Source organism: Roseivirga pacifica, assembly GCF_900111145.1.
Lineage (GTDB): Bacteria > Bacteroidota > Bacteroidia > Cytophagales > Cyclobacteriaceae > Roseivirga > Roseivirga pacifica.
The window spans coordinates 810,876-824,275 of record NZ_FOIR01000002.1 but is presented as its reverse complement, the minus strand read 5'-3'; the positions used below and the strand labels follow the sequence as shown (position 1 = coordinate 824,275).

13 protein-coding genes are annotated in these 13,400 nt (G+C 41.5%); 4 read left to right on the top strand and 9 right to left on the bottom strand.

All coding sequences use genetic code 11. The features are described 5' to 3' along the window. Positions 1-114 precede the first annotated feature (114 nt). On the bottom strand, positions 115-777 hold the full coding sequence (locus BMW98_RS12380; protein WP_090258897.1) for an outer membrane beta-barrel protein: 663 nt from the start codon (positions 775-777) through the stop codon (positions 115-117). A 101-nt stretch (positions 778-878) separates the two neighbouring features. Between BMW98_RS12380 and BMW98_RS12375 the strand changes: the two genes are divergently transcribed. Continuing rightward, positions 879-1,661, top strand: coding sequence for an XRE family transcriptional regulator (locus BMW98_RS12375; protein ID WP_090258896.1), 783 nt, complete (start codon positions 879-881; stop codon positions 1,659-1,661). Here BMW98_RS12375 and BMW98_RS12370 read toward each other — a convergent pair whose 3' ends face one another. Next, positions 1,662-2,867, bottom strand: a complete 1,206-nt coding sequence (locus BMW98_RS12370) for a hypothetical protein (protein ID WP_090258895.1) — start codon at positions 2,865-2,867, stop codon at positions 1,662-1,664. Positions 2,868-2,960: 93 nt separating this feature from the next. Here BMW98_RS12370 and BMW98_RS12365 point away from each other — a divergent pair, with 93 nt between their 5' ends. Then, positions 2,961-3,830 carry a DUF2911 domain-containing protein gene (locus BMW98_RS12365; protein ID WP_090258894.1) on the top strand — a complete coding sequence of 290 codons (870 nt, stop codon included), beginning with the start codon at positions 2,961-2,963 and terminating at the stop codon, positions 3,828-3,830. Here BMW98_RS12365 and BMW98_RS12360 read toward each other — a convergent pair. After that, positions 3,817-4,896, bottom strand: a complete 1,080-nt coding sequence (locus BMW98_RS12360; RefSeq protein ID WP_090258893.1) for an AMP-binding protein — start codon at positions 4,894-4,896, stop codon at positions 3,817-3,819. The two genes, BMW98_RS12365 and BMW98_RS12360, sit on opposite strands and share 14 nt — an antisense overlap. A gap of 23 nt (positions 4,897-4,919) precedes the next feature. Between BMW98_RS12360 and BMW98_RS12355 the strand changes: the two genes are divergently transcribed. Further along, positions 4,920-6,053, top strand: a complete 1,134-nt coding sequence (locus BMW98_RS12355) for a carboxypeptidase-like regulatory domain-containing protein (protein WP_090258892.1) — start codon at positions 4,920-4,922, stop codon at positions 6,051-6,053. Here the strand turns inward: BMW98_RS12355 and menD are convergent. Genes menD through BMW98_RS12340 form a run of 3 tightly spaced genes read right to left on the bottom strand, consistent with a single transcriptional unit; the run spans position 6,042 to position 9,365 of the window. Next, entirely contained in the window at positions 6,042-7,721 is a 1,680-nt protein-coding gene (menD, locus tag BMW98_RS12350) for a 2-succinyl-5-enolpyruvyl-6-hydroxy-3-cyclohexene-1-carboxylic-acid synthase (protein WP_090258891.1), read from the bottom strand. The two genes, BMW98_RS12355 and menD, sit on opposite strands and share 12 nt — an antisense overlap. Continuing rightward, on the bottom strand, positions 7,718-8,944 hold the full coding sequence (locus BMW98_RS12345; protein ID WP_090258890.1) for a chorismate-binding protein: 1,227 nt from the start codon (positions 8,942-8,944) through the stop codon (positions 7,718-7,720). Before BMW98_RS12345 ends, menD begins: the two co-directional genes overlap by 4 nt. Before the next feature lies 1 nt (position 8,945). Further along, on the bottom strand, positions 8,946-9,365 hold the full coding sequence (locus tag BMW98_RS12340) for a hotdog fold thioesterase (RefSeq protein WP_090258889.1): 420 nt from the start codon (positions 9,363-9,365) through the stop codon (positions 8,946-8,948). A 59-nt stretch (positions 9,366-9,424) separates the two neighbouring features. On the opposite strand from BMW98_RS12340, the gene BMW98_RS12335 reads away from it, so the two are divergent. Next, positions 9,425-10,045 carry a histidine phosphatase family protein gene (locus BMW98_RS12335; RefSeq protein ID WP_090258888.1) on the top strand — a complete coding sequence of 207 codons (621 nt, stop codon included), beginning with the start codon at positions 9,425-9,427 and terminating at the stop codon, positions 10,043-10,045. Positions 10,046-10,049: 4 nt separating this feature from the next. Here BMW98_RS12335 and BMW98_RS12330 read toward each other — a convergent pair whose 3' ends face one another. Genes BMW98_RS12330 through BMW98_RS12320 form a run of 3 tightly spaced genes read right to left on the bottom strand, consistent with a single transcriptional unit; the run spans position 10,050 to position 13,376 of the window. Beyond that, positions 10,050-11,429 (bottom strand): tetratricopeptide repeat protein, encoded by a 1,380-nt coding sequence (locus tag BMW98_RS12330; protein WP_090258887.1) that lies wholly within the window; start codon positions 11,427-11,429, stop codon positions 10,050-10,052. A 59-nt stretch (positions 11,430-11,488) separates the two neighbouring features. Then, positions 11,489-12,268, bottom strand: coding sequence for a zinc ribbon domain-containing protein (locus BMW98_RS12325; protein ID WP_090258886.1), 780 nt, complete (start codon positions 12,266-12,268; stop codon positions 11,489-11,491). 10 nt (positions 12,269-12,278) lie between these two features. Beyond that, positions 12,279-13,376: a Nif3-like dinuclear metal center hexameric protein gene (locus BMW98_RS12320; RefSeq protein WP_090258885.1), complete on the bottom strand. Its 1,098-nt coding sequence runs from the start codon at positions 13,374-13,376 to the stop codon at positions 12,279-12,281. Positions 13,377-13,400: the final 24 nt, after the last annotated feature.

The following is a 13,400-nucleotide window of genomic DNA, read 5'->3' as shown; positions in this document are numbered from 1 at the left end:
TAGTTTATCAATGATTGAATTAAGCTTAAGCTATCATTTAGTTAAGCATAGAGAAAATGGGAATTTTAGGAACGCAAATTTTGAGGTTTGAATGGCTTCTAAAACAGGATTTAATTAGAATACAAGCTTGATTCCTACTCCTAAATTCAAATTATCGAAGGATGAATTTTGAATGTCTAGTTCGTAGTAATCTTCCGAATTGTTGTAATGAACAGCGCTAGGGGTGAGGTATTCAACACGGCCCGTAGTCATGCTTTTTAAGTGCAGGTCTAGTATAAGGTATTCGTGTAGAAAAATCTCGACTCCAGCGCCAAAACCATAGCTAATGGTAAAGTCGTCAAGGTCAAAATAATGATCGAAGGGTTCTGAAAAGGAGTCGTCTCTTAGCGTAGCTCTTGTGTATATGTACGATGGGCCAATTAGAAAATCGAAATAAGGGTAAAAGTTAATGCCGCAGTCTGGTTTGAACCGGACTAAGCCAAGCATTCTGGCCATTTCGTAGTTTCTGCGCAGTCTAATCTCGCCTAGGTCTGGGCCATGGTAACCGTCTCTTACTTCAGAGCCGTATCGGGTTATGTCCAGCTGGCCGCCTAAATATATGGGCGATTGCTTGATGGTAGCCGCTACTTCAAAGGCAAAACCGCCTCCCCACACTTCGGGAGAATCGTTTTTTAGCTCGCCTGTGGGTAGAAATGCATAGGCATTGAAGCCCCAAGTAGATTGACCATAAACTGCTGTGACCAAAAGCAGTAGTATTGACGTGAGTGCTGTTTTCATGTTGTTGAGTTTTTCGATTTAAAGCTAAAAATGTGCCAAAACGAACTCTAAAATTATTATCAATACGCTAAAATATTTAGTTTTCTGTTTTAAATTGCAGTATGAGTATTGTTTCGGATAACATTAAACACTTAAGGAAGCTCCATCAGTGGACGCAAGGTGATTTTGCAGATAAAATTGATATTAAAAGGTCGCTTGTTGGGGCTTATGAGGAGGGCAGGGCAGATCCTCGATTGAACAATTTGCTGAATATGTCTAAGGTGTTTGGCGTATCCGTTGATAACCTGATTGCTAAGGATCTTACTAAGCTTTCTTTGGAGAAGATTGAGGCACTTGGCGATCAGTCAGGGGGAATGAAGGTACTTTCAATAACGGTGAATGAAGATAATGAGGAGTATATTGATCTGATTCCTCAAAAGGCTTCTGCTGGGTATTTAAATGGCTATGCTGACCCTGAATACTTAGAAGAAATGCCCAAATTTAACTTGCCTACTTTACCTCGTACGGGTACGCACCGAGCGTTCGAAATTACAGGTGACTCCATGTTACCAATTAAGCCAGGGACAATCATTATTGGGCAGTATCTAGATAGTTTGCGCGACTTGAAGGACGGTAGATGTTACATCCTGTTGTCAAAAGAGGAAGGAGTGGTATATAAGCGCGTGTTCGATTATACCAAAGACCATAATCAGCTGTTTTTAGTCTCGGATAACAAAGCCTATTCGCCTTACCGTGTAAATGTGGAGGATGTGCTTGAGATTTGGGAGGCCAAGGCCTATTTGAGTATGGACTTTCCTGAGCATTCAAAAGACGATATGAATTTTGAGCAGTTAAAGGATATAGTGCTTGAACTACAGCAGGAGGTGATAAAGCTTAAAAAGTAGCTAGTTACCAATAAAAGCACCCAAGCGTAACCCTGTATAGGCAAAGTTGAGGTTTCCCTGATCTAGCCAGGCAGGGGAGTGCTGTACATCCATAAACCAAGTGTTTTTTCCGAGTAAGTACAAGCCGATTCCAATGTTGATTCCCGTTCGAAAACGATAACTGTTTTCGGTAGTAAATTCTTCTATCCGTATGGTATTGTTCTGGCTAACGCGCCCGTAGTAACTACCATTCTTCGAAAGCACATATTGATTGGTGAGACCTAGGTTTAGTGAGAATACACGGTTTTTAGCCGGAAAGAAGTATTTGAGGTTGATTGGTGCTACTAAATTGTAGCGTTCTAGCATTACTTCCGATTCGTACAATACTGGCCCAGATATGTTGAAATTGGCTGCTAAGGTATTAATGTTGAGTCCGTTGTTTAATACGGTTTCGGCTGTAGTAAATTCTTCTTTGTGAAATATTCCAGACTTAATGTCTTCATAGCGAAGCAGAAAATCCAAATCGATAAATAGCCGGCCGGTACCACGAGATACTTCTTTCTGAAATTTAATCCCTGCTTCGAAATAGTGGTTTGTAGCACGTTGATCGTAGCCATTAATGGTAAGCACCGAAATTCCAGCACCAGCAATGGGGGCTATTTTGGGAGGCCATCTTTTCTTAAATCCTTGAAAAGTTCTGCCTTGAAATTGCGCATAGCGCTCATCGTAAGACTGCAAAAAGTTACTCAGTGCATTATGCTTAAGGCTGAGTTGTTCAATTTCATCTATTACAAGCTCGCTTTTAGGAAGCATCGAAGCAATAACTTCTTTAAATGGCTTAAGCGTAATGGTTTTGCCCTGCCGTCTTAAGGTCTTTTGTTGTAGTAGTTCAAAAGCACCGCTTTTCGGATGCTCTAAATAGAAATAGTCGCGTTGATTGATGTCTCGAAAGGCATATAGGATGACTGTTCCTTGATAAACTACTTCCATAAATCTCACCTTTTCTTCGGTAATATTTTTGGCGATAAATAGTAGTTCTGTTCCAATACCGTAGCCGAAAAGTTCGTTGGGCAAGTAATGTTCCTCTTTGCCTGAGGGAGTAATGAAAATACAACTTTGTGATGCTTTGTTGTAGCTCAGGTATTTAACTTGGCCATGGATGGTGTCGAATGGGCTGCGAAGTAAAAAGCCATCTTTATAGAGAGACTGACCGACAATCGTTGGCATAGAAAATGCATAGAAGAGGAACAAAAATCCAAGGCAACGCATTCTTTAATTTAACGAATAATCCTAGATTTGAGCAATTATAAAAAGCACAACATGAGCGTGTTAGGTAGAGTTTTGTTGATGAACGTATTGTTGCTTTTGGCATGCATTAATTTGCAAGCTCAGGTGAATATTCCAAGAATAAGCCCTGATGCTAAGCTGGAGCAAATGATTGGGCTTACTAAAGTGGAAGTGAAGTATTCACGGCCATCTAAACGAGGTAGACAAATTTTGGGTGAAATTATTCCTTATGACAGAATTTGGCGAGTTGGCGCCAATGAGTCTACCAAGGTTTCTTTTTCTACCGATGTGGTAGTAGCTGGTAATCCGTTAAAGGCGGGGACTTATGCTTTATATGCTTTTCCTCATCAAGATAACTGGGAGGTTGTATTCCATCAAGATACCACACACTGGGGCGATGGTCGCGATGCCTATAATCCTGAAATGGATGCGCTTCGTTTTACTGTTCAGCCCAAAGCATTGAATGATCTTGTAGAAACTTTTAGAATCGATTTTCAGGGGTTTACGCATACCTCGGCTACCATGGTTTGGCAATGGGAGCATTTTCAAATTGACTTTAGAATATCAGTAGATACTGATCCAATGGTAATGGACGATATCCATTATCAGATAGATCATAACCCAACGGCTGTAACTTATTACGAGGCTGCTAAATACATGCAAGAACGTAATAAAAAGCATGGAATGGCTCTAACGTGGCTAGAGGAAGCAGAGAGATTGGAAGGACCCAAATACTACATTTATCGAGTACGTGCATTGGTTTTAGGTCAAATGCATTGGTACAAAGAGGCTATTGCAGCCGCAGAGGTTTCTGCAAAATTAGCTGAAGAGGAGGGGAAAGACGAATTTGTTCGTCTAGCCGAGGGGTATATCGAAGAATGGCAAAAGCTTATTCAGCATTAACTGACTCGTAGGTCTTCTTCCTGTCGAGTTTACCACTATCGGTTTTATAGAAATTTTTGGAGATGTACCAGCGCCTAGGGAAGTGATACTTTGGTAGCTTTTCTTTAAGCGTTTGCTCCATATCCATTACCTTGGTCATCAGCGTTTTGGAGTTGACGATGGCAATTAGTACCTCGCCAAGGGTTTGATCAGGCGCTTTCCATAGCATCAGCTCATCAGAGGTGCTCAAGGCAAGTAACTTGCTCAGGATTTGTTCGGTCTCCTCAATCTGAATCTTTACTCCGCCAGAGTTTACGACAAAGTCGGATCGGCCAATCCATTTAAAGCCTCCTTGTACTACTTCGATTACATCATTAGTTTGAATCCACTCGTTATTGGTAACAGCCCCTCTCACCCTTAAGCAATCCCTTTCATCGCACTTAACTTCATTATTACCAATCACTTTGAAAAAGTCGCTTTTTTCTGCTCCATTTAGCTGTTTTAGCGCTACATGAGAAACAGTTTCCGTCATGCCATAGGTGCTATAACAAATACAAGATGACTGCTGTAGCTGCTGCAAAAGGCTGCTGTCCACAGGTGCTCCGCCAATTATTGCACAGTCAATTCTATGTAAAAAGGCCAATCCCGATTTAGATGTAGCCAGTTGTTTCATTTGCATGGGTACAAAGGCTGCAAAGTCGTAATGTTTTAGAGTACAGTCGTTAACTGGATTGCTGGTTGGAGCAACCAGTTCCAAGTTCCACTCGCCCAGCATTGCCCTTACAATCATCATTTTACCACCAATGTAAGCTGGGTTAATGCATAGTAATGCGCTGGCTTTTTGTGGAATGTTCAATGCTTTAATGGTTGCCTGTGCACTGGCTTCCATTTGCTTTTTTGTAAGCCTAATGGTTTTTGGAGTTCCTGTAGAGCCGGAGGTTTGTTGCTCGAAAAAAGCATCATTATTTACCCATTTTTGCACAAAATTCTGAACTTCATATAACCACTCAGGTAATTCCTCCTGAGGGATAGAAAGTAGCTCTGTTGTGGTATGAAATTTGCCTTCAAGGACAAAACTGATCGCCATAAACCAAGATTAACCAATTCATCATGAGATTCAGCCTAATTGTGCTTTTTTCTTACTTTTTAGCACTCAATTCTTTTAGCCAAACCAATGTTTTCAAAATTAGCGGAGTTGTGCGAGACGCCAACACACAAGAGACACTCCCTTTTGCGAACGTGTTTTTGGCCAATACTACTTATGGTACCGTAACCAATGAGGTTGGCGAATTTAACCTTACAATAGAAAGACCCGGTACATACGACCTAATCGTGAAATTTGTGGGGTTCGAAACCTATGCGAGGTCCATTCAATTACTTACACCAGAAGATATTGGCTTCGAAATAAACCTGATTCCTGAGAGTGTGAACCTTGGAAGTGTTGAAGTAGTGGCAAAGAAGGATGCTGAGTGGAAAAGTAGGCTTGAGCAGTTCAAGAGGCTGTTTTTGGGCGAATCGGCAAACGCCAAGAAATGCAAGATATTGAATGAAGAAGCCATTGATTTCATTTATGACGAACAGTCTAATTCCTTAGAGGCTTTTTCGCGAGAACCGTTGATTATTGAAAACAAGGCTTTGGGCTATAAGCTCACTTATTTGTTAGAGGAGTTTGTGGTTTACTACAGGCAGAGCTATACCCGGTTTTATGGTTTTCCTGTTTTTGAGCCGATGGAAGGAGGAAAACGCAAGCAAGCAAACTGGGATGAAGCTAGACTTGAAGCGCTCAATGGTTCAGTCGAACACTTTTTTAAAGCACTTTATCATAATGAGTTAGACGAGATAGGTTACGAAGTGCAGATGGCGAAGGACATAAAAGGTTTTGGCCGCGTTACAGATGGAAGACCTGTTGATCTTTTTGCCATGCTTGAGCCAGGCCCAACGCCAATTTCTAAAAAGCTGAATTTTGAAGGCTACGTTTACATTACCTATGTAAATGAGCTGGAGAGTCCTGAGTTTATGGATTGGAAGAACCCGTTTTCTAGTGGTAAAAAGTCCTCAGTACCTAAGAAATATAGAAAGCCACAACAATCGTGGATATCCATGGTAAGTGAGGAAGAGCCAATAGTATTTGAGCAGAACGGTTATGTAATTAACCCGATTGCTTTCTACTCCAATGGTTATTGGGGCTTTGAGAAAATCGCTGATATAGTGCCTACTAACTATGAAGTACCGTCAAACCACTAATGCTTGCTTTAGGCTAGTAAGGTCTTTGGCGCTTTCTTCAGAGTCGGTGAAGATCTCGAGAATTTTGGCTGTTTTTGATTTGGCATAAAAGTGCTTGAGTACATCCTTTAGTTCTACGCTGTTTTTTACACTCAAGTAGCTCATTCCAAACTCTTTGCAAAGCTTTTTTGCAGTTAGTCCGTGAGGGGTTTGAAAGAGTTTTTGATAAGCCGTTTGCTGTCTAGGGCCTTTTATCATTCCGAAAATACCACCGCCATCATTGTTCAATATAATAATGCGCAGGTTGTTGAATTTTTCGCTGTTCCAGAAGGCGTTTCTATCGTAAAAGAAAGCCAAATCGCCTGTAATTAGCGTAACCATTTGGTCTGTAGCCAAAGCGGCTCCAAGGGCTGTACTATTGCAACCATCTATACCCGAGGTGCCTCGGTTACTGTAAACCGTTGTGCGGTTCGAATCAACTCCTACAAAGTTTGCATAACGAACAGCCATACTGTTTGCCAAATGGAGAGTGGTACTTTCAGGCATCGCCTGCATTACCTCATGCGTGGCTTTTAATTCACTATATTCCGTTTGGGCTAAATGTTTGCGCAAGGCTTCTTTCGCAACAGCATTTCTGTCTGTCCAGAAGGAATTAGATAAGGATTTACTATCCTTTATACGAATACTTAATTCATTTAAGAACTGAGCTGGGCGAGCGTCAATCCAATGGCTTAAGTGCTGTAAAGAGTCGTTCAACCTTTCGCCTTGATTTATGTGCCAATGTTGTTTTGGAGGGTTCTTACGCAGAAAAAGCTTTAGGTTTTTCGAGATCAAAGACTTACCAATTGTTATGATCAAATCTGGAGCTTCCGTAGTAAAAGCACCAAAATTGGCCGGCTGCAGAAATAGGTCTTGGCTGGTGATTACGCCTTCAGTTTGCTGATTACCAATAATATCTGAAAAGACATTAGCATATGGCTTAAGCGTACTTAAAGCAGCAGTAAGTTCTTTAGAAGGGTCGTTATGCCCAACGATTATCCAGCAGTTAGTAGCGCTTTTCCATTGGTCAAGTAGCAGTTCCCAATGTGCTTCGTTTGGCAATTGATCTACTGCGAATTTTCTAATAACCCGAGGCGTTTCGAAGCTAATTTCCTCGTGGGCCTCTGGGTAAAAAGGCTCTCTTAGTGGTACGTTAACATGTACTGGGCCGAAAGGGGCAGTTTGTGCAGTTAAAAGTGCTTCGTTCACCATTCGATTTGCTTGCCATTTGGCATCGCTATGGCTTAAATCGACCGGTAGATTATAGGGACTTTTAATATGATTGGCGTAAATGCCTTCTTGGCGGATGGTTTGTCCATCGTACTGATCGACCCATTCTGGTGGTCTATCTGCAGTAATTACAATTAGAGGTACTTCTTGATAGAAAGCCTCAGCAACGGCAGGAGCGTAGTTGAGTGTAGCAGAGCCCGAAGTGCAAACCAACACTACCGGTTGTTGCGCTTGCTGCGCAATGCCCATGGCAATAAAGGCCGCTGATCTTTCATCGGGAATCATGCGAACGTTAATGTCGGGGTGGGCTTCGAATGTAAGCGTAATGGCTGCAGAACGTGAGCCCGGAGAAATGATGGCTTCTTTTACTCCGTGTGCAGCGCAAAGCGCCACTAATTCGTTTATGTGCGAGAAAATCAAGAGGCCGGATAAATTAGGTTGCGAAGCGTATTAAATTTCATTTCCGTTTCAAGGTACTCTTTTTCAGGAACAGAATCTTCCGTAACACCAGCGCCAGCGTACAAGGTTGTAGTGTGTTTATCTACTTGCATGCAGCGCAAATTCACGAAAATATTCGTTTGTTCATCTAGGTTAACCGGTCCTAAAAAGCCAGAATAATAAGCCCTGTCGAGCCCTTCGTACTCGCTTAAGAATTGCAAGGTTTCTGTTTTAGGCATGCCAGCTACGGCCGAAGTCGGATGTAACAACTCTAGCATCACTGTGGGTAGTTCTGGAAAATTGGTTGCTTCCACATCCACCTCGTAGGTGGTTTTTAAGTGAAGTAAATTACCTGCTTTTGATGTTCTAGGGCCTCTTTCTTCAAACTCTCTTAAGCGTATTTTTTTGAAACAGCTGATAATGTAACGGCTTACAAGTGCTTGTTCCTCAATTTCTTTCTGTAGCCAAGCAGTTTCTTCAATAGGTGTTTCTGTATCAAATCTTTTGGTGCCAGCCAAAGCTACTGTTTTGAATATGTTTTGCTGTTTGCTCAGTAGTAATTCTGGTGTAGCGCCCATCCATGTGCCGATTTCTGGAGTAGAAACAAAGTATGCAAAAGCATTAGTGTACTCCTGGCAAATATTCATGAAAAGGCTTACAGGGTCGAAGTGCTGAGGCAACTGAAACTGCGCAGCCCTTGCAGGCACTACTTTTTCAAAAACTCCTGATTTGATGTAATCAATCGACTTTTGAACTAATGCTTTATAATCTACCGAAGTGTCTACAGCTTTTTCTAAACTAAAGTACTCAGGCTTTTCAATTGGATTTGAGAGTCTTTCAATGAGCTGGGTTTTGAAGGCTTTTCCGGTTGCCGTTTCGTCTGAAGAAATGTCGGAGCCTTCAATTACTTCATCAAAATCGAAAGAGAGGTGAAAATCTGCTTTGATGAATTGGTTGCCTTTTTTGTCGTTTTCGAAAGGAGCAATCAAAAAGCCTTTTGGTAGGGTAGGGAACTCCACGCGCTGAAGCTGCTGTAAGGCTGTAAAGCTAACAATCAGGTTAATTTCGTTTTGGTTTGGAAGACGCCAAACCGCCACAGGCAGGCCTAAATCGAATGCCGATTGAATGGCTGCACTGATGAGCGCTTCTTTGGTAAAGTGCTTAACGTCAAAATTTAAAAGTTCAACTTCCTCTCTCTCCTTCATATTACTTTTTATCAATCACAGCCATGGTAATACGGCTAATGCAGGTAATCTGACCTTCCTGATTGGTCATTCTTATTTCCCAAACTTGGGTTTTCTTACCTACATGAATTGGCGAAGCCTTTCCATAAACAAAACCTTCCCTTACACCTTTAATATGGTTGGCATTAATCTCTAAACCAACAGCATATTGCTTGCTCAAATCCAAAGTTAGGGTAGCGGCAATACTGCCTAAAGTTTCAGCCAAAACAACCGAGGCTCCTCCATGCAACAGTCCCATCGGCTGATGAGTTCGATGGTCCACCGGCATTTTACCAACTAGGTAGTCATTACCAACTTCCGTTATTTCAATTCCTATGTGTTCTGTCAAGGTGTTTTTACCCATGGCATTAATGGCCTCAACAGTTGCTTCCTTATGGAACATTGACTTTGTGATTAAGTTGTTACTTTTACCCCGAAACGCAGCAAAAATAGAACAAATAGATGACCAAAAAAATATACGTTACACGACACGGACAAACAGAATTTAACAAGCTGGGAATTGTACAGGGTAGTGGGGTAGATTCTGATCTAAATGATATGGGTAGGGCACAGGCCGATGCATTTTATCAGGCATATAAGGATCATCCGTTCCAAAAGCTTTATGTAACAGAGTTGAAGAGAACTCACCAGTCGATGGATGGTTTTATTAAAGCAGGCTTGCAGCATGAGATTGTTGGCGATTTGAATGAAATAAGCTGGGGTATTAGGGAAGGTATTCCTGTTGATGAAGAAGGTAACGCTTATTACCAGAGCATTTTAGACAGGTGGAACCAAGGTGAGACGAACATTGCAATTGAGGGAGGGGAAAGCCCAGATGAAGTGGCTTTACGTACCAGAAGAGGGATGGAATACATTGTTTCTCAGCCAGAAGAGCATGTGCTGGTTTGTATGCACGGGCGTGCAATGCGCATTATGCTGGCGGAAATTTTAAACTACCCTTTAAGTGAAATGGATAAGTTTGGTCATGAAAACCTATGCCTATACGAGTTGGAGTACACAGGGAGTATGTTTAAGGTAATCCGGTTCTGTGATACAGCACATTTGGCACACCTTGATGAGTAGTGGACTATTGAGTGGTTAGCCTGCTAAGGGCAATTTTAGCTTTGGCGTCCAAGCTTTCTTTGTAGGGGTGTTTTTTATAAGCGAGCACTTGTTCGTAGTACATTTTAGCACTGGCCACTTTGCCTTGAACCTCCATCATTCTGCCCATTTGTAAGTAGGCATTTGGCGCGTAATAGCTCTCTTCTATCAAGGCGGCATTTTCTATAACCATGTGGTAAAAGTCTGCTGCTTTATTAAAGTTATTGGTTAGTTGGTTCAAACGTGCCTGTCTGTAATTCAGCTCTACTTTCTCTTTTGGTGTTAAGGGTTCTTTGTTAAGTGCTTCGGTTATTGTTTTGGCTTTTTCGTAAAAACCACCATCGAGGGCGTAGCGTAACCTTAGTAAAGTAAGGTGCTGATACATTAGGTTATCAAGCATTTTGCGTGCGTTTTTGTCGACTTCTGTATTGGCGGTTTCTATTTCTCTAGCCTTACTCAGGTGCTTTTCCGATGCTGCTTTATTGTTTAAGAAGAGTTCGCATAGGCCGAGTTTTAAGTAAGTATCCTTCTGGTAGCTGTTGCCTTTTGTTTGTTCTAAAAATGCTTGATAATGCACTTTCGCTTTTTCATAGCTTTCTTCCAAAAAGTAAGTTTCAGCCAAAAAATATGCCTTGACTGGCAGATTGGCTTTGACCTCCATAAGGTTGGACCTCGCGCTTAGTGCCATGTGTGTTTTAAGATAAATAAGCGCTTGTACAAAAAGACTTAAGTCTGCATTGGGCTGAAAGGGTAGTGGGGCAATGGCTTCTTCTTCAAGCAAATAAACGCTTATAAGATCTTTGATCAGTTGGGTTTCATACTGAAAGACTGGTTCAGAAGTATTGAAGTTTTCCAAAGTGTTTATACCATTCATAACGTTTCCTTCGAGGCCAAACAGGTTGAAAACCCATTGCTTGTTACTGGGCACAGAGCCAAGCAGGATGTCGAAAATGGCGTTGGTACGTATGTTTAGGTAGAAATTTGGATAGTCTTTAATATTGTTTTTGTTGAGCTTGTAGGCGCTGCGTAAGCTCCAGAAGGCATCCCAATCATGACCGTTTTTTAGTGCCACAAATGCCCATTGTAGTTTCATTTCTGCGGTTACAAAGTTCTTCCACTCATTTGTAGGTAAAGCTTCTGAGCGCTCCAAGCGTTTTTCGAAAGCAGATTTTACTTGCTCAAATTTACCTTCTGATTCATCCAGCATTAGGCTGGCGATATCGGCAAGGTTTGCCAAATAAATGTCTCGGTAGGGGTTGTCCGAAGGGTTTTTCTGAAGTTGTGTTGTTGCTTCTTCGAACTTAAAGTTGGCAATTAGTTCGAAGGCGCTGCTCTGAGGTAAGGCGGGCGACAATATGCAGAGCATAAAAAAAGGATAGGCCAGTAGACCTATCCATTTCCTTATTTTGATAGAATGTAGCAAGATTATGCTTTAGTAGCTTTCTTTCTGCTTCTTCTTGGTTTCTTCTCTTCGGTTACAATTTCGTCAGTTACTTCTGCCAAAATTCTTCCACAGTGCTCACAAACGATTAGCTTCTTAGCATCACGAATATCAGCTTGTCTTTGCGGAGGTACTACATTAAAGCAACCACCACAAGCACCACGGCTAACAGGTACAACAGCTAGGCCATTACGCGCATTGTCTCTTAGTTTTTGGTAAGAGTTCAACAAACGTTCTTCGATTTGCTTGCCTGCTTTTTCGCGAGATGCCAAAAGCTTCTTCTCATCAGCTTCGCTTTCTTGCGTAAGCGTTTCTAATTCCGCTTTTTTGTTATCAAGGTCTTTTTTACGCTCCTCTAGTTCTTCTGTGGTTTTTTCAATGTCACCTTTTTTGAACTCGATTTTTGCGTAAGCCTCTTTTATACGCTTTTCAGAAATCTGAATCTCCAATTTTTGAAGCTCCATTTCCTTACTAATCGCATCGTACTCACGGTTGTTACGTACATTCATCTGCTGCTCCTCATATTTCTTGATAAGCGCTTCAGAATTTTTTATTTGTGTTTTATGATCAGAAATGTTCCCTTCTAGTTCACTCTGCTCGTTTTCGAATTTCTGTAATCTCGTCTCGAACCCGGCAATCTCATCTTCAAGATCGGCCACCTCATCAGGCAAAGCACCTCTTACTTTTTTAATCTCATCTAATTCAGAATCGATTGATTGTAAGTTCTTTAGGGCTTCGAGTTTTTGTGCAACTGTTTTTTCCATTGATAATTTTTTAGAAGTATTTTACGGGGTTCGTATTCACCTCTGACAAATAGGTTGCAATATTAGCAAATTTTTCGTTCAGAAACCCATCAATTAGCTCTTTTGTAAAGACTTCACTTTCATAGTGACCAATATCGGCAATCATTATTTTGCCTTCCGCATCAAAGAACTCGTGATACTTAAAATCTGCGCTTATAAAAGCTTGTGCTCCTCGGGCTTTTGCGGTTTTTAATAAAAAGCTTCCGGCACCACCGCAAACGGCTACGGTTTCAATTTTATCATCTTTAAGTGGCGTATACTTTACTACCGAAACATTCATGCTGTCTTTTAAATGCGCAAGAAACTCTTGACTAGTCATAGGCTTGGCAAGCTTGCCAATTATGCCCGAACCTACAGCTTGATTGGTGTTAGCAATGTGCTGAATATAATACGCTACCTCTTCGTACGGATGAGCCTTTTTAAGTGCGGCAAGCACTGCACCTTGTAAATGCTGTGGGAAAATCACTTCCACTTTATGTTCTTCAACATATTCATGCTGATTTTGTGTGCCAATGGTAGGGTTAGCCTCTTGGTTCGGCTTAAAAGTACCCGTTCCTAATACTCTAAAGCTACACTGTGAGTAATTACCAACATTGCCTGCTCCGGCATTGTGAATAGCGTCTAGGACTTCATCTGTATTTTCCTGTGGAATGAAAGCTTCTAGCTTACAAAGAGTACCTTGCCTTGGTGCAAGAATGTTCAAATTGCTCAGTCCAATTTTCTGGGCGATCATATTGTTTACACCAGGCAATACATTATCCAAATTGGTGTGGATTGCATAAATGGCAATGTCGTTCTTAATGGCTTTTATAACTGTTCGCTCCACATAGTTTTTACCAGTCAGCCTTTTAAGTCCACCAAAAACAATGGGATGGTGCGCAACAATCAGGTTGCAGTTTTTGCTGATGGCCTCGTCAACTACAGATTCAATACAGTCGAGCGAAATGAGCACTCCGGTTACTTCGGCACTGCTGTCTCCCGTAATTAAGCCCGAGTTGTCGTAACTCTCTTGATAACTAGAGGGTGCAATGTTTTCTAGAAAACGGATGATATCATTGATTTTTGGCATATTTGGCGAATATTTGAACCCTAA

Bases quoted from the DNA above. Each gene is read 5' to 3' on its own strand.
- BMW98_RS12380 (WP_090258897.1), bottom strand. From the start codon at position 777: ATGAAAACAGCACTCACGTCAATACTACTGCTTTTGGTCACAGCAGTT.
- BMW98_RS12375 (WP_090258896.1), top strand. From the start codon at position 879: ATGAGTATTGTTTCGGATAACATTAAACACTTAAGGAAGCTCCATCAG.
- BMW98_RS12370 (WP_090258895.1), bottom strand. From the start codon at position 2,867: ATGCCAACGATTGTCGGTCAGTCTCTCTATAAAGATGGCTTTTTACTT.
- BMW98_RS12365 (WP_090258894.1), top strand. From the start codon at position 2,961: ATGAGCGTGTTAGGTAGAGTTTTGTTGATGAACGTATTGTTGCTTTTG.
- BMW98_RS12360 (WP_090258893.1), bottom strand. From the start codon at position 4,896: ATGGCGATCAGTTTTGTCCTTGAAGGCAAATTTCATACCACAACAGAG.
- BMW98_RS12355 (WP_090258892.1), top strand. From the start codon at position 4,920: ATGAGATTCAGCCTAATTGTGCTTTTTTCTTACTTTTTAGCACTCAAT.
- BMW98_RS12345 (WP_090258890.1), bottom strand. From the start codon at position 8,944: ATGAAGGAGAGAGAGGAAGTTGAACTTTTAAATTTTGACGTTAAGCAC.
- BMW98_RS12340 (WP_090258889.1), bottom strand. From the start codon at position 9,365: ATGTTCCATAAGGAAGCAACTGTTGAGGCCATTAATGCCATGGGTAAA.
- BMW98_RS12335 (WP_090258888.1), top strand. From the start codon at position 9,425: ATGACCAAAAAAATATACGTTACACGACACGGACAAACAGAATTTAAC.
- BMW98_RS12330 (WP_090258887.1), bottom strand. From the start codon at position 11,429: ATGCTCTGCATATTGTCGCCCGCCTTACCTCAGAGCAGCGCCTTCGAA.
- BMW98_RS12325 (WP_090258886.1), bottom strand. From the start codon at position 12,268: ATGGAAAAAACAGTTGCACAAAAACTCGAAGCCCTAAAGAACTTACAA.
- BMW98_RS12320 (WP_090258885.1), bottom strand. From the start codon at position 13,376: ATGCCAAAAATCAATGATATCATCCGTTTTCTAGAAAACATTGCACCC.